22 protein-coding genes and 1 pseudogene are annotated in these 21515 nt (G+C 47.6%); 14 read left to right on the top strand and 9 right to left on the bottom strand.

Annotated elements, in window-relative coordinates; genetic code table 11:
• Positions 1-133, bottom strand: a pseudogene (locus FTT63_RS00940) (IS5/IS1182 family transposase); the annotation flags it as partial.
• 41 nt (positions 134-174) lie between these two features.
• Here FTT63_RS00940 and paaG point away from each other — a divergent pair.
• The 6 genes from paaG (at position 175) to FTT63_RS00910 (ending at position 6771) form a co-directional block, all read left to right on the top strand.
• On the top strand, positions 175-960 hold the full coding sequence (gene paaG, locus FTT63_RS00935) for a 2-(1,2-epoxy-1,2-dihydrophenyl)acetyl-CoA isomerase PaaG (protein WP_180191889.1): 786 nt from the start codon (positions 175-177) through the stop codon (positions 958-960).
• A gap of 2 nt (positions 961-962) precedes the next feature.
• Entirely contained in the window at positions 963-2516 is a 1554-nt protein-coding gene (locus FTT63_RS00930; RefSeq protein ID WP_180191888.1) for a 3-hydroxyacyl-CoA dehydrogenase, read from the top strand.
• Positions 2517-2530: 14 nt separating this feature from the next.
• A complete protein-coding gene (gene pcaF / locus FTT63_RS00925) occupies positions 2531-3757 on the top strand; it encodes a 3-oxoadipyl-CoA thiolase (RefSeq protein WP_127799351.1) in 1227 nt (408 codons plus the stop codon).
• Between the two features lie 43 nt (positions 3758-3800).
• Positions 3801-5093: a phenylacetate--CoA ligase PaaK gene (paaK, locus tag FTT63_RS00920; RefSeq protein ID WP_180191887.1), complete on the top strand. Its 1293-nt coding sequence runs from the start codon at positions 3801-3803 to the stop codon at positions 5091-5093.
• A 60-nt stretch (positions 5094-5153) separates the two neighbouring features.
• Positions 5154-6101: a phenylacetic acid degradation operon negative regulatory protein PaaX gene (paaX, locus tag FTT63_RS00915; protein WP_180191886.1), complete on the top strand. Its 948-nt coding sequence runs from the start codon at positions 5154-5156 to the stop codon at positions 6099-6101.
• 70 nt (positions 6102-6171) lie between these two features.
• Positions 6172-6771: a gamma carbonic anhydrase family protein gene (locus tag FTT63_RS00910; protein WP_180191885.1), complete on the top strand. Its 600-nt coding sequence runs from the start codon at positions 6172-6174 to the stop codon at positions 6769-6771.
• 107 nt (positions 6772-6878) lie between these two features.
• On the opposite strand, the gene FTT63_RS00905 is transcribed toward FTT63_RS00910, so the two are convergent.
• Positions 6879-8513 carry a long-chain-fatty-acid--CoA ligase gene (locus FTT63_RS00905; protein ID WP_180191884.1) on the bottom strand — a complete coding sequence of 545 codons (1635 nt, stop codon included), beginning with the start codon at positions 8511-8513 and terminating at the stop codon, positions 6879-6881.
• 658 nt (positions 8514-9171) lie between these two features.
• Here FTT63_RS00905 and FTT63_RS00900 point away from each other — a divergent pair.
• Positions 9172-9381: a hypothetical protein gene (locus FTT63_RS00900; protein WP_075166751.1), complete on the top strand. Its 210-nt coding sequence runs from the start codon at positions 9172-9174 to the stop codon at positions 9379-9381.
• Positions 9382-9422: 41 nt separating this feature from the next.
• Here FTT63_RS00900 and bioB read toward each other — a convergent pair whose 3' ends face one another.
• The 3 genes from bioB to queG all read right to left on the bottom strand — a co-directional run bounded on the left by bioB (position 9423) and on the right by queG (position 11980).
• Positions 9423-10424: a biotin synthase BioB gene (gene bioB, locus FTT63_RS00895; protein ID WP_016658258.1), complete on the bottom strand. Its 1002-nt coding sequence runs from the start codon at positions 10422-10424 to the stop codon at positions 9423-9425.
• Between the two features lie 143 nt (positions 10425-10567).
• Positions 10568-10783: a hypothetical protein gene (locus FTT63_RS00890; RefSeq protein WP_180191883.1), complete on the bottom strand. Its 216-nt coding sequence runs from the start codon at positions 10781-10783 to the stop codon at positions 10568-10570.
• Positions 10784-10903: 120 nt separating this feature from the next.
• Positions 10904-11980, bottom strand: coding sequence for a tRNA epoxyqueuosine(34) reductase QueG (gene queG, locus FTT63_RS00885; RefSeq protein WP_180191894.1), 1077 nt, complete (start codon positions 11978-11980; stop codon positions 10904-10906).
• Between the two features lie 41 nt (positions 11981-12021).
• Between queG and FTT63_RS00880 the strand changes: the two genes are divergently transcribed.
• Both FTT63_RS00880 and FTT63_RS00875 read left to right on the top strand, forming a co-directional pair.
• Complete coding sequence (locus FTT63_RS00880; RefSeq protein WP_180191882.1) at positions 12022-13479, top strand: NAD(P)H-hydrate dehydratase; 1458 nt, start codon at positions 12022-12024, stop codon at positions 13477-13479.
• Positions 13480-13482: 3 nt separating this feature from the next.
• Complete coding sequence (locus FTT63_RS00875) at positions 13483-13758, top strand: acylphosphatase (protein ID WP_104472592.1); 276 nt, start codon at positions 13483-13485, stop codon at positions 13756-13758.
• A 46-nt stretch (positions 13759-13804) separates the two neighbouring features.
• Here the strand turns inward: FTT63_RS00875 and ruvC are convergent, their stop codons facing one another.
• Positions 13805-14350, bottom strand: a complete 546-nt coding sequence (gene ruvC / locus FTT63_RS00870) for a crossover junction endodeoxyribonuclease RuvC (protein WP_127799361.1) — start codon at positions 14348-14350, stop codon at positions 13805-13807.
• A 241-nt stretch (positions 14351-14591) separates the two neighbouring features.
• Between ruvC and FTT63_RS00865 the strand changes: the two genes are divergently transcribed.
• The 3 genes from FTT63_RS00865 (at position 14592) to FTT63_RS00855 (ending at position 16464) form a co-directional block, all read left to right on the top strand.
• Complete coding sequence (locus FTT63_RS00865; protein WP_127799363.1) at positions 14592-14978, top strand: YkvA family protein; 387 nt, start codon at positions 14592-14594, stop codon at positions 14976-14978.
• Between the two features lie 158 nt (positions 14979-15136).
• Positions 15137-15712, top strand: coding sequence for an FxsA family protein (locus FTT63_RS00860; RefSeq protein ID WP_016658253.1), 576 nt, complete (start codon positions 15137-15139; stop codon positions 15710-15712).
• A gap of 116 nt (positions 15713-15828) precedes the next feature.
• Positions 15829-16464, top strand: coding sequence for a LysE family transporter (locus FTT63_RS00855; RefSeq protein ID WP_127799365.1), 636 nt, complete (start codon positions 15829-15831; stop codon positions 16462-16464).
• Here FTT63_RS00855 and FTT63_RS00850 read toward each other — a convergent pair.
• A complete protein-coding gene (locus FTT63_RS00850) occupies positions 16411-16641 on the bottom strand; it encodes a hypothetical protein (RefSeq protein ID WP_127799367.1) in 231 nt (76 codons plus the stop codon). The genes FTT63_RS00855 and FTT63_RS00850 overlap by 54 nt on opposite strands.
• A 320-nt stretch (positions 16642-16961) precedes the next feature.
• Between FTT63_RS00850 and FTT63_RS00845 the strand changes: the two genes are divergently transcribed.
• On the top strand, positions 16962-17198 hold the full coding sequence (locus tag FTT63_RS00845; RefSeq protein ID WP_373685659.1) for a hypothetical protein: 237 nt from the start codon (positions 16962-16964) through the stop codon (positions 17196-17198).
• Positions 17199-17238: 40 nt separating this feature from the next.
• Here FTT63_RS00845 and FTT63_RS00840 read toward each other — a convergent pair whose 3' ends face one another.
• Positions 17239-17556 (bottom strand): monooxygenase, encoded by a 318-nt coding sequence (locus FTT63_RS00840; protein WP_127799371.1) that lies wholly within the window; start codon positions 17554-17556, stop codon positions 17239-17241.
• A gap of 139 nt (positions 17557-17695) precedes the next feature.
• Positions 17696-18862 carry a methionine adenosyltransferase gene (metK, locus tag FTT63_RS00835; protein ID WP_005177421.1) on the bottom strand — a complete coding sequence of 389 codons (1167 nt, stop codon included), beginning with the start codon at positions 18860-18862 and terminating at the stop codon, positions 17696-17698.
• A 642-nt stretch (positions 18863-19504) separates the two neighbouring features.
• On the opposite strand from metK, the gene tkt reads away from it, so the two are divergent.
• Positions 19505-21493, top strand: a complete 1989-nt coding sequence (gene tkt, locus FTT63_RS00830) for a transketolase (protein WP_127799373.1) — start codon at positions 19505-19507, stop codon at positions 21491-21493.
• Positions 21494-21515: the final 22 nt, after the last annotated feature.

The raw sequence follows: 21515 nt of genomic DNA, 5'->3' as shown, positions 1-21515 counted from the left end.
GTTTGCCTTGAGGTTCTGCATACCATTGTGTTTTTGGATCGAACCAAATGGCAATATTCCCACGATTAATGAGAGCTCGGTTATATGCGGGCCAATTGGTTGTGCGGTAGATTTTGTGTGTAGGCTTATTCATTTGGAAATTATATTGCCGAAGAAGTCCTTAAGAACAGCTTTGTGCAACAAAGCCTTGTCGAAGAAAAAAATGCAGTGGGCTATTTGACCTTTAACCGTCCGAAGCAGCTCAACAGTTTTAATGAAACCATGCATCAGGAAGTGTCCAAGGTTATAAAGGCCTGGGCCAAAGACAGCAAGATTCGCGCGGTGGTCATTTCTGCCGAAGGTCGTGGTTTCTGTGCCGGACAGGATTTGAATGACCGCGTGGTCGATCCGAATGCCGATGCACCAGATTTAGGCCTGTCAATTGAAAAATATTACAACCCTTTAATCAAGCTGATTACCGATATGCCCAAACCGGTGCTGTGCGCAGTCAATGGGGTTGCGGCCGGTGCTGGTGCCAATATTGCTTTGGCCTGTGACATTGTACTGGCGGCAAAATCGGCGTCTTTTATTCAGGCTTTCTGCCGTTTAGGTCTGGTTCCGGATTCTGGCGGCACCTGGTTCCTGCCGCGTCTGGTTGGCCGTGCCCAAGCCATGGGGCTGGCCATGCTGGGTGATAAAGTCAGCGCAGAACAGGCGCTGCAACTGGGCATGATCTGGCAGGTGGTAGAAGATGATCAGCTGAAAGCCGAAGCCGAGAAAATGGCCGAGCATTTAGCCAAACAGCCGACCTATGGCCTGTCCTTAATTAAAAAAGCCATTCATGCTGCAGCCGACAATAATCTGGATGAACAGCTCATTCTGGAACGTGACCTGCAGCGTCTGGCCGGCCGTTCAAGTGATTATAAAGAAGGCGTCCAAGCCTTTATGCAAAAACGCACACCGCAATATACAGGATGCTAATCATGGAACAACTTTGTTTACAGCAGGCCCGTGTCGCGGTGATTGGCGCCGGCACCATGGGCATTGGTATTGCACAATTGGCGGCGATGCATGGCCATCCAACCCAGCTGTTTGATGTGGATGTGCAAAAATCTGAGGCTGCTTTGGCGCAATTGAAAACACAGCTGGAAAAACGTGTTACGGCCGGGAAAATGACAGCGCAGCTGTTACAGCAAACGCTGGCCAATTTAACAATTGCCAGCGATCTTCAGGCACTGGCGAATGCACAACTGGTGGTCGAAGCCATTGTGGAAAAGAAAGAGGTCAAACAAGCGCTGTTTCAGCAACTGGCGGCACTGTGTCCAGCGGAAACTATTTTTGCCTCCAACACCTCATCCATTTCTATTACTGCCATTGCCGCGACAATTCCACAGCCTGAGCGTGAGGTCGGACTGCACTTTTTTAATCCGGCACCGGTAATGAAACTGGTAGAAATTATTCGTGGTCTGAAAACCTCAGCCCAGATTGCACAGGCATTGTTCAGCCTGATGCAAAGTTGGAACAAAGTACCAGTGACGGCCAAATCAACTCCGGGTTTCATTGTCAACCGGGTGGCGCGTCCTTATTATGCCGAAGCTTTTCGTGCCTTGCAGGAAAATGTCACCACGCCTGAACAATTGGATTTTATCATGCGTGAATGTGGCCGCTTTGCTATGGGGCCGTGTGAACTGACCGACTTAATCGGGCAGGATATCAATTTTTCCGTGACCCAAAGCGTCTATCAGGAATTCTTTTATGAGCCGCGCTATCGACCATCCTTAATCCAGAAAGAACTGGTGGATGCCGGCTGTTTTGGCCGTAAAAGCGGGCAGGGTTTTTATGATTATCGTCAGGCTGAACGTTCACCGGCCTATCGTTTGCCGGCCATGCCGAGCGTTGCACCGGGTGAACTTGAGCTTGAAGTCAATGGAAGCTGGTCACATTCTAGCGGCTTGATCTCGCGGATTCAGGCAGCCTCACAGCTGAAAGTGCAGCGTCAGCCACAGGCAGATGAAGAAATTGTACTAGGTGATGTACGCCTGCGTTTAAGCCGCGGTGAATCGGTCGAGCTGGACTATAGCAAGGACAAAGTGGTGCTGATGGACTGGCATGCTGACTGGAATGTGGCACAGGCGTTACCAATCGTGGCATCACCGGCCTGTAACGCAGCCGATATCGCCAAAGTCGAGCAGTTTTTTGCCGCGATTGATCTGATACCAATCTGGAATAAAGATCATGCAGGTCTGTATGTGCTGCGTACCATTTCCATGCTGGTGAATGAAGCCAGTGAAGCAGTGCTGCATGCGATAGCAACCGAACAAGATATTGATTCAGCAATGAAATATGGTGTGAATTATCCGCAAGGTCCATTCCAGTGGGCAGAAAAAATTGGATATAACACTATTTTACAAATTTTGAAAAATATGTATCGTATTTATGCTGAAGAACGCTACCGTTGTAGTATATATTTAAGCAAGAAGGCTGCACAGGAACGTACGCAGTCAGAGCAAGAATTAGAATTTCGCCAAGCAGGCTAAGGAAACCACAGGACATGGAACAGGTATTTATTTGCGATGGAATTCGCACCCCAATTGGCCGTTATGCCGGTGCGCTCAGCAGCATCCGTGCAGATGACCTGGCTGCCTTGCCAATACAGTATTTAAAAGCCCAGCATCCTGAACTGCCTTGGCAGGAACTGGATGAGGTGATTTTAGGCTGTGCCAATCAGGCTGGTGAAGATAACCGTAATGTGGCGCGTATGGCTGCCTTGCTGGCCGGCATGCCGGACAATGTCGCGGGCATCACCCTAAACCGTCTTTGTGCCTCAGGTTTAGATGCGGTTGCCACAGGCGCGCGTATGATCAAGGCCGGTGAAGCGCGGTTTGTACTGGCCGGTGGGGTTGAGTCCATGAGCCGTGCACCTTTTGTCCAGTCCAAACCGGAAACCGCTTTTAGCCGCACCCCGGAAATTTTTGATACCACCATCGGCTGGCGCTTTATTAACCCGAAATTTAAAGCGCAGTTTGGCGTCGACAGCATGCCGGAAACCGCCGAAAACGTTGCAGAAAAATACCAGATTCATCGTGCCGATCAGGACCTGTTTGCCTATCGTAGCCAGCAGAAAACCGCAGTGGCCCAGCAAAACGGAATTCTGGCCGAAGAAATTATGCCGGTTGAAATTAAAGACCGTAAGAAAAACAGCATCATCTTCCAGACCGATGAACATCCACGTGCTGACACCACGCTGGAGGCTTTAGGCAGCTTGAAAACCCCGTTTTGTAAAGAAGGCGGTTCAGTCACCGCTGGTAATGCTTCCGGGGTGAATGATGGCGCTGCCTGTGTCATGCTGGCCAATCAAGCTTTTGTGAATCAACATCAGCTGAAACCCTTAGCCAAAGTCGTAGCTTCGGCCAGTGCCGGTGTTGAAGCCAGATATATGGGCATCGGGCCGGTGCCGGCGGTACGTAAAGTGCTGGTCCTGACCGGGCTGACCCTGGATCAGATGGATGTGATTGAGCTGAACGAGGCCTTTGCCGCACAGGCACTGGCGGTGACCCGTGAACTGGGCTTGCAGGATGATGATGCCCGGGTCAATCCAAATGGTGGCGCGATTGCCTTGGGACATCCACTCGGGATGAGTGGGACGCGTCTGGTGATTACCGCCATGAAAGAATTAAAACGTCGTCAAGGGAAATATGCACTGTGCACCATGTGTGTCGGTGTGGGCCAAGGCGTGGCCATGATTATCGAAAATGTGGATGAGGACACATCCAAGTAAAAAATACAGCACTCAATCAGGATGATTGAAAAGGAGTAATAAGATGAATAACAATGCAATGGAAAAAATCGAAACTGTTTCAATCGATGAATTACGTAGCATCCAGCTGCAGCGCATGAAAAAAACGCTGCAGCATGCCTACCAGAACAGCCCGGTGTATCAAAAGAAGTTTGATGAAGCAGGGGTCCATCCTGATGATTTCAACACTTTGGAAGATCTGGCCAAATTCCCGTTTACCACCAAACAAGATTTACGTGACAACTATCCGTTTGGCATGTTTGCCGTGCCACAGGAACAGATTGTGCGTGTGCATGCCTCATCTGGCACCACCGGCCAGCCGACCGTGGTTGGGTATACCCAGCAGGATATTCAGACCTGGTCAGATGTGGTGGCGCGTTCCTTACGTGCAGCCGGTTTAAGCGCCAAAGATACCATTCAGGTGTCCTATGGTTATGGTCTGTTTACTGGCGGTTTGGGTGCGCATTATGGCGTAGAGCGCTTAGGTGCCACGGTTATTCCAATGTCGGGCGGCCAAACCGAGCGTCAGGCACAGCTGATTCATGACTTTAAGCCCACCGCTTTAATGGTTACGCCATCTTACTGCCTGAATATTATTGAAGCGCTGGAAAAGAAATTTGGCACAGCCAAAGACTGTTCTATCCGTACCGGTATTTTTGGTGCTGAGCCGTGGACCAATGAAATGCGCAAGGAAATTGAAGAGCGCTTGGGCATTGATGCACTGGATATTTATGGCCTGTCCGAAGCAATGGGACCGGGTGTGGCAATGGAATGTCTGGAAAGCAAAGACGGCCCAACCATCTGGGAAGATCATTTCTATCCAGAAATTATCAATCCGGAAACCGGTGAAGTCCTGCCAGATGGTGAGCTGGGCGAGCTGGTCTTTACCACCATCACCAAAGAAGGCATGCCGGTGATCCGTTACCGTACCCGTGACCTGACCCGTCTGTTACCTGGCACGGCACGCACCATGCGTCGTATGGACAAAATCGTTGGACGCAGCGATGATATGATGATTATCCGCGGTGTGAACGTGTTCCCGTCACAAATTGAAGAGCAGATTTTACATATTCCGCAGCTGATTCCGAATTATCAGATTCATATTTGTAAACAGGGACACCTCGACACATTGCATATTCAGGCAGAAATGCGTAAAGATACCAATGATGTTATGGCGCACCAGTTGGCCGGGCAGTTAAAAGCCCAGATTAAAACCATGGTGGGCATTAGCGTGACGGTGGATGTGTTGCCGGAAGGTAGTCTGCCACGCTCAGAAGGTAAGGCGCAGCGGGTATTTGATATCCGAAAGTCTGCATAGGTTCAGTGGGCGATTGACTGCGGTCAATTGCCCTCACAAACAGGGTGTGAATACATCGCAATGAATCCAAAACTAAAACAAAGTATTGATGATTTTATTCAGCATGAAGCCTTAAGTGGCACATCGCTGATTATGACCGTATTTGGTGACTGTATTTTTCATCGCGGTGGGATTATCAGTCTGGCCAGCCTGATCCAGCTGATGGATGTGTTTGGCCTGAATGAACGTTCGGTACGTACCGCCGTATTTCGTCTGGTACAAAACGGCTGGTTGGTATCGGAAAAAATTGGCCGCACCAGTTATTACCGTATTACCGAAAACAGCCGTCAGCGTTTTATTATGGCGGACCAGAAAATTTACAGCTTCCAGCACAAGGAATGGGATCAGAAATGGGATCTGGTACTGCTCAGTTCGGTCGAGCTGGAAAATAAAGCCATTTTAAAGAAAGAACTGGAATGGCTCGGTTTTGCCAATATTGCCACCAACGTGATGGCTTATCCGGGTTGTGATCATCTGAAACTGCAAAATCTGCTACTGAATCTGCAAATGACCGATCAGGTGGTGATTTTTAAGGCTGAAACCTTGCAGTTATGGCAGGAGTCGTATCCAACCATTAAACGCATGGTGGCAACCAACTGGCCGGTGCCTGAACTGCATCAGCGTTATGAAAAATTCATGGGTGATTTCCGTGAATTTCTGAATCTGGTTGATGCCGAAGATGAACTGGACCCGGTACAGGCCTTCCAGATCCGGATTTTGCTGATTCATCAGTATCGCCGGATTTTGCTGAAAGATCCGAACCTGCCGTTTGAGCTGCTGCCATCGGACTGGTTATCGCTGAATGCACGCAACTTAAGTAGCAACCTGTATCAGCGTGTGGTCAGTGCCGGAGAAGAATTCTTTATGGAACTGGCGCGCACGTCGGAAGGTTCAATGCCACCGGCGCATCCGCAATTCTTGAAGCGTTTTGGCGGTATTAAAATAGAAGAACCCAGCTCATTGGTTTGAGCTTATTCATAGAGCTTCCTTGCCTCGTGGTGGGGAAGCATCTACTCCGCTTATTTTAAAGGAATAAAATATGCCGTGTTACTCCATTGATGGTGTGATTCCTGTGGTGCATCCGCAGGCTTATGTGCATCCAACTGCTGTACTTATTGGTGATGTGATTATTGAAGCCGGGGCTTATATTGGCCCATTTGCTGCCTTACGTGCCGACTTTGGCCGAATCCATATTCAGCAGAATGCCAATGTGCAGGATTCCTGTACCGTGCATGGTTTTCCAGACAGCGTGACGCTGGTAGAAGAATATGGCCATATCGGACATGGGGCAATTTTGCATGGCTGCATCATTCGTAAAAACGTACTGGTTGGCATGAATAGCGTGATTTTGGATGAAGCGGAAATTGGTGAAAATACCATTATTGGCGCCAACAGTACCGTGAAAGCCAAAGCCCAGATTCCGGCCAATGTCCTGGCACTCGGCAGTCCGGCTAAGGTGGTGCGGCCACTGGAAGACAAAGAAATTGCCTGGAAACGTCATGGCACCCAGCAATATATTGAACTGACTGCACGCTGTCTGCAGAGCATGGACGAGGTTGAGCCATTGCCTGAACAAACTGCCTCACGCCGTACCTATCGCGATTTTTCCGCCGAGCATGTGATTAAAAAACAGGCTTAAGTGAATATAAAAACCTGTGATCTTTAGGTATATCGCATTGTTGATCCCATAAAAAAGCGCTGAATCTATCAGCGCTTTTTCTATCTTATCTCTACATAGACCAATATTTACACGGGCGCTTCCATCAGCACCTGACCATATTGTTCGCGTAAATCTTTTTTCAGCATTTTGCCGGTCCCACTGAGTGGAATACTGTCAACAAAAATAACCTTATCGGGAATCTGCCATTTGGCCACCTTATCGGCATAATAATCCAGTAGTTCGCTTTCGGTAATCTGGCTGTCCGGCACTTTCATGGCAATCACTACCGGACGTTCATCCCATTTTGGATGGCTGGCGGCAATCACTGCGGCCATGGCAATTTCCGGATGGCACATGGCCAGATTTTCCAGTTCTACCGATGAAATCCATTCACCACCCGATTTAATCAGGTCTTTAGAACGGTCACTAATGTGCAGGAAACCATCACTGTTCAGACTGGCAATATCGCCGGTATCGAACCAGCCATCACTGGTCAGGGCAGATTCCTCTTTGCCAAAGTAACGCTCAATAATCCAGTGGCCTTTAATCTGTAAATTGCCGGTGGTCTGGCCATCACGTGGTAGCAAGTCGGTGCCTTTTTCTGCCGAAGCCAGACGTAAATCCACCCCAAATGGCGGACGACCTTGAGACAGGCGTAGCTGGGTTTTCTCCTCCGGACTGAGCAGTTCATGCTTGGCTTTGAGCTGGTTGGCAGAACCCAGCGGACTGGTTTCAGTCATGCCCCAGGCATGAATGGTGTCGCAGTTATACTGCTCTTTAAAGGTTTTCAGCATCGCTGGCGGGCAGGCTGAACCACCAACCACATTGCGGTTCATGCTTTCCAGTGTGCTGCCAGACTGTTTGGCTGCGGCCAGTAAACCTTGCCAGATGGTTGGTACCCCCAAGGCCACGGTGACTTTATAATTATCAATTAGCTGTACCAGACTGGCACCGTCCAGCCCTGGTCCCGGCAACACCAGGGTTGAGCCAACCATCGCCGCAGCATAAGGCGTGCCCCAGGCATTGACATGGAACATTGGAACCACGGGCAGTATTACATCTTTGGCCGATAAATTCAGGGAGTCGGGCAGGCTGATGCCATAACTGTGCAATAAGGTCGAACGGTGGCTGTAGAGCACGCCTTTTGGATTACCAGTGGTGCCTGAGGTGTAGCACAGGGAACTGGCCATATTCTCATCCAGTTCTGGCCAGTCAAATGTCTTGGACTGGGCGGCAATCAAATCATCATAAAACTGAACTTCAGGCAATTTTTCCCGGACCGCATCATCCGGTGCATCCAGACAGATAAAATGCTCCACCTGCAGCAAATGCTGTTTTACCCCGACAATTAGCGGCAGGAAGGTTTTATCAAAAATTACCACCCGGTCCTGGGCATCATTAATAATAAAAATCAGCTGTTCAGGAAACAGACGCGGGTTAATGGTATGGCAGACCAGACCACTCCCGGAAATTGCATACCAGCTTTCCAGGTGACGATGATTGTTCCAGGCAATGGTCGCCACACGGTCACTCTGCTCTAGGCCCAAGGCCTGCAGTGCATTGGCAAAGCGTTTGGCATTCTCTGCCACAGCGGCCCAGTCGGTGCTGCTCATACTGCCATCGGTATTTTTTGAAATGATGGGTGTATCGCCATGATAGCGTGCTGCATGTTCAATCAGCGAGCTAATCAATAACGGTTGATACATCATACGTCCAAGCATGTTGATATCCTTATTCCATTTTTTGTTGTTTAAATAATGTCTTGTTTCTTGATTACTTTTCCGAGGCATCATTGCCGAAAAAGGCTGTTTTTTCATCCTAAACACTTGCGTGATGAAATCAAGAGGGGATTACAAAAAATCTGTTTTGTGCAGAATTAAACCGAAAAATGCGCTAGCTATTTGAATATAGAGTAAAAGCTTCAATAAGTATGATGAATGACGTTCAAAAGAAGTCCTTGAAATAACACTTGATCTTTTTAAAAAATGTGTTAAAAAATGAGTATAACCAATTTTGGTTATGCTTGTTTCAGGATGAAATAAGCGGCAAGAAGCTGAATGAAAAAATAATCAAAAATAGGAGTGTTAGGATGCTTCAATTATTAAAAAACTTTTTCTGCTTACATATTTATGAATATGAGCAAATGGAGGAAATTGGTGCGCATATTGAGTGTCGTAAGTGTGGGGCCAATAAATCATAGAGGGGATCAAACCGGATTCGAAAAAGAAGTGGGCTAGACTCACTTCTTTTTGTTTATAGATTGCATTAACATCCGCGCAGGCTCATCTCAGCCTTTAAATATCTAAATCTCATTGCAAGCTGCTTTATTTACTGCCATTTCAGGCTAAAATCCTGTCATCTCTCTATAACTGAATGCACATGGCCAAAGATTTTAATGCCCCGACCTATATTGTAGATGATCAGCTCAGCGATACCTTGGCCTGGCTGTGTCAGCATCAGGACTGTTTTGATGCCTTTCATTTTGATGTCATCAAGCAGGAACTCACGGTTTATCATGCCAATGGTGCCGATCTGATTAAACCGGGTATGTATCTGAATGCCAATTATGGTCTGTTAATTACCTCATAAAAAAGCCCATCCAGAAGATGGGCTTTTTCGTGTGATGCGGATTAAACCGCCATCGCATCTACCGACAGTTCCTGAACGGTCGGTTTGGCTTTTTCCGCCACCAGTCCCAGTTTCTGGAACAGTTGACGGTCTTTACCTTCACCGGCATTTGGGGTGGTTAGCAGCTTTTCACCCGAGAACAGTGAGTTGGCACCGGCCATAAAAGCCAGGGCCTGATCTGAATCAGATAAAGATTCACGACCGGCAGACAGGCGGATATAACTGGTTGGCATGATAATGCGTGCCACGGCAATGGTACGAATCCATTCGGTGACATCCAGTTTTTCTACATCGGCCAGTGGCGTCCCTTCAATTGGGACCAGCATGTTAATCGGTACAGATTCCGGATGAATCGGCAAGGTGGCCAGTTCATGTAACAGGCCAATACGGTCCTGAGTATCTTCACCTAGACCGACAATGCCGCCGCTACAGACTTTCATGCCGGCATTACGTACATGCTCTAGGGTATTTAAACGGTCATCGAAGCTACGGGTACTAATAATATTGGCATAGTATTCGCGCGAAGTATCGAGGTTATGGTTGTAATAATCCAGGCCGGCATCTTTCAGGCGTTCTGCCTGAGACTGGTTCAGCATACCCAGCGTCATACAGGTTTCCAGACCCAGCGCTTTTACTTCACGCACCATTTCCAGCACATAAGGCATATCGCGTTCATGCGGATTGCGCCACGCTGCGCCCATACAAAAACGTGAAGAACCTGATTCCAGCGCTTCCTTGGCTTCCTGAATCACTTTTTCAACGGCAATACGTTTTTCAGCTTCCAGCTGTGAATCATAATGAGCCGATTGAGAGCAGTATTTGCAGTCTTCCGGGCATTTACCGGTTTTAATCGAGAGTAAGGTACTCACCTGAATGGTATTGGCAGCAAAATGCTCACGATGTACACGCTGCGCCTCAAAAACCAAATCTAAAAACGGTTGCTGATAAAGTGCCTCAATTTCTTCACGAGACCAATCATTACGTACCGGACGCATACTGCTCATAAGTCTGTCCCTAATTATCCATATTTTGCATACTACATATTAAGCAAAAGCGGCAGGCGCTTCATTAGCAAAATATGACGTAATCCAAAAACAAAGTCCACCTGAAGTGGACTTTGTTGAGTGAGGGAACATGAACTTCAGCATTATTCACGATGATTGCCGTGCATGTTCTGGTTTTGCAGATCGGCACGGTGCTGTTTATTCAGCATCCGGTCATCCTGTTCATGCTGGTTGTTTTTAGGGCTATCAATAGGCCCTTGGGGTTGCTGCTGTTGCTGTTTTAAATGTTCAGTTTGTTGTTCAAGTTGCTGCTTTTGCTGTTTTTTCTGCTGCTGTTGGTTTTTATGATGCGTTTGCATGATAAATTCCTCCTGATGACAACATCTTTTCTGTTGGATTCCTCTATTGAGCCACAATTCAGTATCACGCGCTGTAGGGCTTGTGTGGGGATCTGTGAGCTCAGGTAAAGAAATGAAAAATTATGCAGATTTGGTCAACTGCTCCTGAATGGCCCAGTCAATATGCACATTCACCACCTCATCATGCAGCGTTTTGGCCTGTTGTAGCTGGGCAATAATATCTGCGGAATAAGGTGCATTGCCCAGACCAATCGCAATATTGCGTTTAAAACTCTGATAACCGGTCCGTCTGAGCGGACTGCCTTCGGTGCAGGCCAAAAAGGTGGCTTCATCCCATTGCCAGAGCTCCAGCAGGCTCATCCGGTCCAGCCCATGACGCGGGGAAAAATCATCCAGCGGGGTGAGCTGGGCAAAATTGTTCCAGGGACAGATTAACTGGCAGTCATCACAGCCAAAGACCCGGTTGCCAATCGGCCGGCGCAAATCTTCAGGAATAATGCCTTTGTATTCAATGGTTAAATAGGCAATACATTTGCCAGCATCCAGCACATAGGGCTCGACAATGGCTTTGGTTGGGCAGATGTCGATACAGGCACTACAGGAACCGCAGTGCGCCGTGGCCGGTTCATCAAACGGTAACTCAAGCGAACTAAACAGTTCTCCTAATACAAAGAACGAACCGGATTTTTTATGAATCAGCAGGGTATGTTTACCGGTCCAGCCCATGCCGGCACTTTCGGCCAGCGATTTTTCAAAGATGGGGGCTGAATCGGCAAAAGGGCGCGATTCAAAATCACCAACTTTGTCCCGAATCAGGCTGGCCAGAGTTTTAAGACGACCGCGCATGACTTTATGATAATCGCGGCCGCGGGCATAACGCGCAATAATGGCGCTATTGGGTGCATCTGGCACGCGTCGTGGTGTAGGCCGATCGACCAGATAATTCATGCGCACACAAATAATGCTTTTGGTGCCCGGCACCAGTAAGGCCGGGTTGGCACGTTTCTCCAGATTTTCGCCCAGAAAATGCATATCTGCCTGATAACCTTGCGCTAAATAGGCTTCCAAACGGGGTAATTCTGCTTGAGCATCGGGCCGGGCAATGACACAATCAGCAAAGCCCAGTGCTAAAGCCTGCGCTTTAATCCATGCTTTTAACTGGACGGGATCAAGTTGACTGACCGGAATATTCTGCATGGCAGGCGATGAGTTCATAATGACAAAACAAGGGAAAAACAATGCATCCACAAGTTTATCATAGCCGTGATATTCAAGCATGGGAGCAGCGCTGGTTTGCTCGGCAAAACTCGTCTTATGGTCTGATGCAGCAGGTGGCCTGGTCAATTGCCCAGCGTATCATTCCCGTTTTACAGCAACATAAATATCAGACAGTGGCGGTTTGCTGCGGGCAGGGCAATAATGCCGGGGATGGCTATCTGCTGGCCAAATATTTACAGCAGGCTGGTTTTCAGGTGCATATTTATGCGGCTGAACCCGGACCTTCGCCTGATTTGCAGCAGGCTGAACACGAGGCTCGAGCGGCTGGCCTGGATATTCAATCTGGCTTTCAGTTTCAGCAGTCGTATGAGGTCTATATCGATGCGCTGTTTGGGATTGGCCTGAATCGTGAACTGAGCGTTGAGTGGCAACAGATTATTCATCAGATGAATCAGCAGCGCGGCTTGAAAGTGGCGATTGATATTCCAAGTGGCCTGGATGCCAATTGTGGTCAGCCTTTACCTTGCGCAATTCAGGCTGATTTGACCTATAGCGTATTGGGTTTAAAAGCCGGACTCTTTACCGGTAAGGGCAAAGCCTACGCCGGACAGGTGGAAGTGATTGCCGCCATTCCTCCCGATGCCGAATTACACGCCATCGCCCAGCTGGCACCCACCCAGATTCAGTTGCCGCCACGTCAGGCTTTTGGTCATAAAGGCAGTTATGGGCATGTGCTGGTGGTCGGCGGTCATGCCGATATGGGCGGCGCGGTAATAATGGCGGCGGAAGCGGCGTTTGCGGCTGGCTGTGGCAAAGTAACCGTGGTCTGTGATGCCAAACATCATACCGCCATTTTAAGTCGCGCTCCGAATATCATGCTGCGTGATATTAACAGCTTGCAGGATGATGCCCTTGAACAGCTGCTACAGCAGGTCGATGCCATCTGTTTTGGTATGGGACTTGGACGTGATGACTGGGCGGCTTGTCAATATGCGATGTGGTTGCCGAAACTGTTACAGGCTGAACTGGAACGGGTACTCGATGCCGATGCCTTATGGTTTCTGGCCGCACATCCGCAGCAGTTACCTGAAGGTAGTTATTTAACGCCACATCCGGGTGAGGCGGCGAAACTTTTAGGCCTAACGACAATGGAAGTTGAGCAGAACCGCTTACAGGCTATTCAGGAATTACAGGCTCGTTATGGCGGCCAGTGGGTGCTTAAAGGTGCGGGCAGCCTGATTCTGGAAGATCAGCTCTGGCTATGTACTGCCGGCAATGCCGGAATGGGCACAGGCGGCATGGGCGATGTCTTGTCCGGCATGATCGCCAGTTTAAAAGCGCAATATCATACTAAACTCAGTTTACATGAGATTGTCACTTTACATGCGCAAGCTGGAGATGTACTGGCCGAATCTGGTATGCGCGGACTTCAGGCACAGCAGATGAATCAGGCCATTTATCAGGTCGTGAACAGGTGAGAGATGCAGGCACTTAAAATTATTATTCAGGGAAATGTGCAGGGCGTGGGGTATCGCCGCTGGTTTGAACAGCAGGCGCAAGAACTGCAGCTAACCGGCTATGTCAAAAATCTGGACAATGGTGATGTCGAAGCAGAAATTATTGGCAAGGAAATGCAGATTCAGGAAATTCTGAAACGCAGTCTGGTTGGACCATTGCGGGCACAGGTCACTAAAATTGAGCGCATCCCGTTTGATCCGGCAGAACGTGAATACACCCATTTTCAGATGATCCGTTAGGTGGCAACTCCCGGTTTGGACATCTCGGGATCAAGGGCACTACCGCTTAGCGCCGTCTGCTGCTGGAGCGGCTACGGCCGCGTGCCATACCGCCCAAGGCATTCAGTACTGCCATTTTGCTCATACTGCCGGAGGCATGGGCATGACAGATGGCGGCAGCCAGCGCATCGGCTGCATCGGCTTGTGGTTTAATGCTTAAATTCAGCAGCTTCATCACCATCATCTGCACCTGTTCTTTATCGGCTGCCCCATAGCCGACCACAGACTGCTTGATTTGGCGGGCGGTATATTCGGCGACCTGTAAATCCAGATTGGTCAGTGCGGCAATGGCAGCGCCACGCGCTTGACCCAGTTTCAGCGCAGAGTCCGGGTTTTGTGCCATAAAAACCTGTTCTACCGCGGCCTCGGTCGGGCCATGGAATTTTACAATCCGGTCAATACCACCAAAAATACGTTTCAGGCGTTCAGGCATTTCGGTGGTTTCGGTCCGAATGGTGCCGGCATCTACAAAGCGCAGTTTTGAGCCATCATGCTCAATAATGCCGTAACCGGTAAGCCGGGAACCGGGATCGATACCAATAATCAGTGACATGCCAAGCCTTAAAAAATTACATCAGAATGAATTATATGATTTTACAGCTGTTTTGTGTGAGGGAATTTGCAGCAACCGGTGGGGACGATTAAGACTATCAACAATGCCTCTAGCTTGCCGGAACTGAAATGAAAAATAGCAGGGATGATATACAGATCAGCTTGGTAAAAAGGCGGCATCTTCATTTTGGCTTAAGCTTCGAGGTTTATACTGTGCATCTACAGTCAAACCGAGATTGATCATGTCAGGCTGGATAGACCGCTTGAAACACTGGGCCAAGCAGATTAAACGCGATGTATATGCCGTATGGTTTGCCGCACGTGATCCCGACACGCCATTACTGGCCAAGCTGACGGCGCTGCTGGTGGCCGCTTATGCGGTGTCTCCCATCGACCTGATTCCGGATTTTATTCCGGTACTGGGTTATCTGGATGATCTGATTCTGGTGCCTTTGGGTATTTTGCTGGTGATGCGTCTGGTGCCTGCCGAAATTATGCAGCGTTGCCGTGACAAAGCTGAAGCGGCCAGTCAAAAGCCGCGCAGTACGCTGGCTGCGGCAGTGTTTATCGGGCTGTGGCTGCTGCTCGCGTATGCGGCTTATGTTTATTTTTATCGTGCTACAGCATAAAGCTCAGGCCTGTCATTGAAAATATTAATGACAGGCCTGCACTTTAAAAATAGAATAATGCCCATATTGTTACATAAGCGTGTCAAAAAAAAGCTTGATGCTGATTAAGCAGTTGATGCCTGCACTCTATTTATTTTGTTGAGATTAGATTAATTTTCATGAAATTATTTCTTATTATTCTGGCTGGTTTAATTCTGGAAGTATTCGTCTGGATCGGCGTGGGTGACCTGGTCGGTAGCATGTGGTACGTGTTCTTCTGGTTTATTGCCGCCTTCTTTATTGGTATGAATCTGATCCGTAAGTATTCTGCGGGCATCATGCCACAAATGCAGCAGATGCAGATGGGACAAATGAGTGCAGATCCGGCATTAAGCAATAACTTGCCTAAAATCTTTGCAGGTTTCCTGCTGTTGATTCCAGGTCTGATCACCGATGTGCTGGCTGTGCTGATTATGATTCCGGGCGTACAAAATGCCTTTAAAGCGGCCATGATGAAAGCGATGATGAAACGTCAGCAAGCCATGATGAACCAGATGATGGGGGGCATGATGGGCGATATGAATGGCATGGGTGGTGGTGCACAAGGCCAGAATCCGTTCGCCGATCTGATGCGTCAGATGCAGGACATGCAAAACCAGCAGGCGGGCCGCGACTCGACTATTATTGATGGTGAAGCGCGCGAAGTGACGCCAGAAGCAAAAAAAATTGAAATGAAAGATGTGAATAAACACTAAGCCATCTTTATTTGAAAAACCGGATCTGCAAGGATTCGGTTTTTTTATGCTTGCAGTGCTCGTATATTTTTGAACGGGCGATATAATAAATGACTTTTTAAGCTTCTCCCTGTGTTATGTCCTTACTGTTGACCATTTGTGCCTTACATTTTGTGGCACAGCTTAGTCCCGGCCCCGATATTATTCTGATTGCCAAAAGCTCGGCATCGACCACACGTCGCAATACCATTCATATTATTGCCGGAATTTCATTGGGCATTGTGCTGTGGGTGGTTTTAACCCTGCTGGGCTTTACCGTTCTGGTCGAGCAGTTTCCATGGATTCAGCAGGTATTGATGCTGATAGGCGGTTTGTTTCTGGCGAAAATGGGCTGGGCCATGCTCAGTGGCGGACTACGCAGTTTAAAACAGTCTAGTGCACTGGAGGATGTGCAGGCACAGAGCTCTGCACAGAAAAACTATTTTTTACTGGGCCTGTTCACCAATTTATCTAATCCTAAAACCCTGATTTATTTCAGTAGCGTATTTTCATTGGCGCTCAGTTCATCGGCCAGTGATTATTTAAAAGCACAGCTGGCGGTGATTATTCCGCTGCAAACCTTCCTGACCTTTGTGTTACTGATGCTGTTATTGTCACAGCCGAAAATTAAGGTGGTGTACCAGCGTTCAGGCAGTTATATTGATATTTTATCGGGCGCCTTATTCCTGATTTTTGCCCTGTGGCTGGGCTATGACGCCATCGGTATGTTCTGATTCAGAACCTGGTTGATCCTGTTCATTGACCAAAGCAGAAACAGCCGTTTCTGCTTTTTTATGGGCAGATGAATAACGGTTCGGCGCTAGCGTGGTTTCGGTATTTTCAGAGCCATGAAAACGGCGGCTGCGGTTGGCGCGTTCGCGTAATCCGCCTTTTTTGATCAGTTGTACCATTTTCATCCTCCTACATTTCAGTCCGCTAGTTTAAACAAAAGGGCAGCCGGATGCATCTGGCTTAAGAGCAGTCCGATAAAATTATCGGCAGAGTAATACAGTGTTAAAGCAGTGGCTTAAGTGCCTGAAAGCGTGCATAAAAAGATAAATAAAGCCAACAAAAGCAGGCAGAGTTTACTTAAGCTTACATAGACTCACTAGTAATAGGGCTTGCTATGCTACACAGGCTCACCTAAGATAAAACAATATTACAAAAAGCGTTTTTCGCATGATGTAAAAATAAAAACAAGAATTACAGTAAATTAGGAGAACTGCCTATGCTGTACCATCAATACCATTGCTCATGTTGCAATCAAGTGGTGTCGTCAACAGAAAAAGAATGTCCAAATTGCGGTTCACACAATATTCGTAGTCCTTATGGTTTCTGGATGTTCTGTATTTTAAGTTGTCTGGCCTTTGCGGTTATTTTTAAAGTCGTGCATGTCTATTTGCAGGACCATCAGGAAACCCCGACACAGCCGACTTTATTGGAAGTCTTAAAACAGGAATCCAGCTAACTGGATTCCTTGAATCTGATGAGCTTAACTCAACTTTTGTTTAGCGGGATGACGCCAGAAAAGTGGCCTGATTCAGTGCCGACAGTTCAGTATTAATGTCAAAAATTTTCCCGCAAATCTTGTCGATGCCAAAACTTTGCAGACGCGCCGTGTGCATCTGTAAATATTGTTCTGCATGATGCTTTGTATCAAACAGGTAAATTCCGCCAGCCTGCTGGGTGTCACTATTTTCGGTCCAGATTTTCCAGATGAGACCCGGTTCCTGATTAATACTGGCTGCCAGCTCGCGATAGGCCGTGGCCATTTCTGCGCCAAAAGGGCCATTTGAAGGGAAATCAACCTGAAGAATTACCGCCATCATGTTCATCCTGTTTTAAATGTTCCATCTTATTGTAAACAGTTTATGTTTTTATAAAATGATATTTCTGCCCAGAATCGCGATAAAGCAGACAATAAAAAACCCATCACTCGGATGGGTCTTTTAATATCTTTAAAGCTTAAAGGCCAGCAGCCGCTTTTAAGATATCGACTTTGTCGGTTTTTTCCCAGGTAAAGGCAGTGTCTGAACCTTCGCGGCCAAAGTGACCGTAGGCAGCAGTCTGTTTGTACATTGGTTGTAACAGGTCCAGCATACGGGTAATGCCGTATGGACGCAGGTCAAAGTGTTCACGAACCAGCTGAACAATCAGTTCATCAGCCACTTTACCGGTGTTAAAGGTGTTAATTGAAATTGAGGTTGGCTCAGCCACACCAATTGCATAAGACACCTGAATTTCACATTTGTCAGCAAGGCCAGCAGCCACGATGTTTTTCGCCACATAACGACCCGCATAAGCAGCGGAGCGGTCTACTTTCGATGGGTCTTTACCAGAGAAGGCACCACCACCATGACGCGCCATACCACCGTAGGTATCTACAATAATTTTACGGCCAGTCAGACCACAGTCACCCACTGGGCCACCAATCACAAACATCCCGGTCGGGTTGATGTGGAATTTAGTGTCGGCATGGAACATGTCCGCAGGGATGATCTTTTTCACGATTTCTTCAATTACGGCTTCTTTCAGCTGTGCTTGACTGATTTCAGGATCATGCTGGGTTGACAGCACCACCGCATCTAAACGTACCGGTTTGCCATTTTCATAAGCAAAAGTGACCTGGCTTTTCGCATCTGGACGTAACCAAGGCAGGGCACCGCTACGACGCAGTTCAGCCTGTTTTTCCATTAAGCGATGCGCATAAGAAATTGGCGCAGGCATCAGCACATCCGTTTCACGGCTGGCATAACCAAACATCAAGCCCTGGTCGCCAGCACCCTGATCTTCAGGTTTTTGACGGTCTACACCTTGAGCAATTTCTGGTGACTGTTTACCAATCATGTTAATCACGGCACAGGTTGAACCATCGAAGCCGAGGTCAGAATGATGATAGCCAATACCATTTACGGTTTGACGTACAATCGCTTCAAAGTCCACATTGGCTGTGGTTGTGATTTCACCCGCAAGTACGACCGCACCGGTTTTTACAAGCGTTTCACAAGCAACCCGCGCATATGGGTCTTCTTTTAAGATTGCATCCAAAATGGCATCACTGATTTGGTCAGCCATTTTATCTGGATGGCCTTCGCTTACAGATTCCGAGGTAAATACAGCGTACTCGCGCATAAGTCCTATCACAGTTATTTCAAAAGACGCAATATGTTACATCGAGTTAGACTTTAGGACTAGCTCAATACGACCAAATTGGCTGAATTTATTTCAATTCAATGACTTTTTATCTGATATAGGCATTTAAAAAACTGATATAAAATCCAAAACGGTATAGATTCATCATCCGGATAAACTTGAGTTTTAATTCAATAAATCACTATTTTAAAAGCGGCTGTATTCTTATAATTTATATTAGGAATCAACCAATTATCTTGTTTTTAGAGTTTTGGGAAAATGCTGTCTGTCATCTTTTGGTCGTCATCATGCTCTAAAATGAAGTCTGTTACTGTTGAGCAGGATTGTGCAGTTTTGAATTAAATTGAATGAATTTCACAATGAGCGCTTTTTTGTATAAAAAACCATCCAAACAGGTCAGTTATGTAACGGGAAAATCCGGATGAGCTACCCGGTTATTCGCCAGAAATTCAATTTTCTCATGCCTCTAGTCAGGAATTGTACGAAAATGCGCAGGCAAACGAATAAATACCGAAAAATTACCGCTGAGGCTTTACCCCATACGCTTTTTTTAAGACAATAGACGTGTTTTGAATTCCTATTCATCTTCCTTTATTAAACGATTTATTTGGACTCTGACCTATGACGACCCCGCTTAATGAACGTCGTATTGCAAACGCAATTCGTGTATTGGCTATGGATGCCGTGCAAAAAGCAAATTCCGGACATCCAGGTGCGCCGATGGGGATGGCAGACATCGCTGACGTGGTGTGGCGTGAATTTTTAAATCATAACCCGACGAACCCGCAATGGGCTAACCGCGACCGTTTTGTTTTATCCAATGGTCATGGTTCTATGCTGCATTATGCGCTGTTACATTTAACCGGTTATGATCTTTCAATTGAAGATTTAAAAGCATTCCGTCAACTACACTCTAAAACACCAGGTCACCCGGAATACGGCTATGCACCAGGGGTTGAAACCACCACTGGTCCACTTGGTCAGGGTATTGCCAATGCGGTTGGTTTTGCTCTGGCTGAAAAGACACTGGCAGCGCAGTTCAATAAAGATGATATGCAAGTGGTTGACCATTACACCTACTGTTTCCTGGGTGATGGCTGCCTGATGGAAGGTATTTCTCACGAAGTATGTTCACTGGCCGGTACTTTAGGTCTGGGTAAACTGGTGGTTTACTATGATGACAACGGTATTTCAATTGATGGTGACGTTGAAGGCTGGTTCTCTGATGACACTGAACAGCGCTTCCTGTCTTATGGCTGGCAAGTACTGAAAGTTGATGGTCATGATGCAGATGCTATTCGTGAAGCAACTGTGGCTGCCAAAGCTGAAACCGCTAAACCAACCATTATTATCTGTAAAACCATTATCGGTTTAGGTTCACCAAACAAACAGGGTAAAGAAGATTGCCACGGTGCACCGCTGGGTAATGATGAAATCGTGTTAACCCGCGAAGCGCTGGGCTGGACCGATGAAGCGTTTGTAATTCCTGAAGATGTGTATGCTGCTTGGGATGCGAAAACCAAAGGTGCTGAAACTGAAGCTGCCTGGAATGCTACTTTTGCTGCCTATGCAGCAAAATATCCTGCAGAAGCGGCTGAATTAAAACGCCGTTTAAGCGGTGAATTACCAGCAGAATTCTTGGCACAGGCCGATGCCTATATTGCTGAAGTGAACGCGAAAGCAGAAACCATTGCGACCCGTAAAGCCAGCCAGAATACGCTACAGGCTTTTGGTCCATTATTACCTGAATTATTGGGTGGTTCTGCGGACCTGGCTGGTTCAAACCTGACGCTTTGGAAAGGTTGCCAGGGCGTACAAGACAATGCCGCAGGTAACTATGTACACTACGGCGTACGTGAATTTGGTATGACCGCGATTGCCAACGGTGTGGCGCTGCACGGCGGTTTCATTCCTTATGTAGCAACATTCTTAATGTTCATGGAATATGCGCGTAATGCCGTGCGTATGTCTGCGTTAATGAAGCAACGCGTAATTCATGTTTATACCCATGATTCGATCGGTCTGGGTGAAGATGGTCCTACGCACCAGCCAATTGAGCAGATTGCATCGTTACGTGGTACGCCAAACCTGAACACATGGCGTCCATGTGACACGGTTGAAGCTGCGATTTCCTGGAAATCTGCTTTAAGCCGTGCGGAAGGTCCATCTGCGTTAATCTTCTCTCGTCAAAACCTGCCATTCCAGGCGCGTACTCAGGCGCAAATTGAAAACGCAGCCAAAGGTGGTTATGTGCTGGCTGAAGAAAAAGGGGAATTGAAAGCAATCATCATTGCGACCGGTTCTGAAGTGGCCTTGGCGATGGAAGCACATGCACAGCTTGAAGGTGTACGTGTGGTATCTATGCCATGTGCTGAAGAATTCATGCAGCAAGATGCGGCGTATCGTGAAGCAGTTCTGCCATCGAATATCCGTGCCCGTGTTGCAGTTGAAGCAGCGCATGTGGATTACTGGTGGAAATTTGTGGGTCTGGACGGCCGCGTGATTGGTATGACCACTTACGGCGAATCTGCACCAGCCAAAGATTTGTTCCAGCACTTTGGTATTACCACGGAAGCAGTAGTTGCTGCGGTGAAAGAACTGACGGCTTAATCGCTCAGAAATTTCAAAAAAG

Source organism: Acinetobacter sp. C15 (assembly GCF_013420645.1).
Classification (GTDB): Bacteria; Pseudomonadota; Gammaproteobacteria; order Pseudomonadales; family Moraxellaceae; genus Acinetobacter; species Acinetobacter indicus.
Note: the sequence above shows the minus strand (reverse complement) of the source record. Positions and strands in the feature narration are given on the sequence as shown.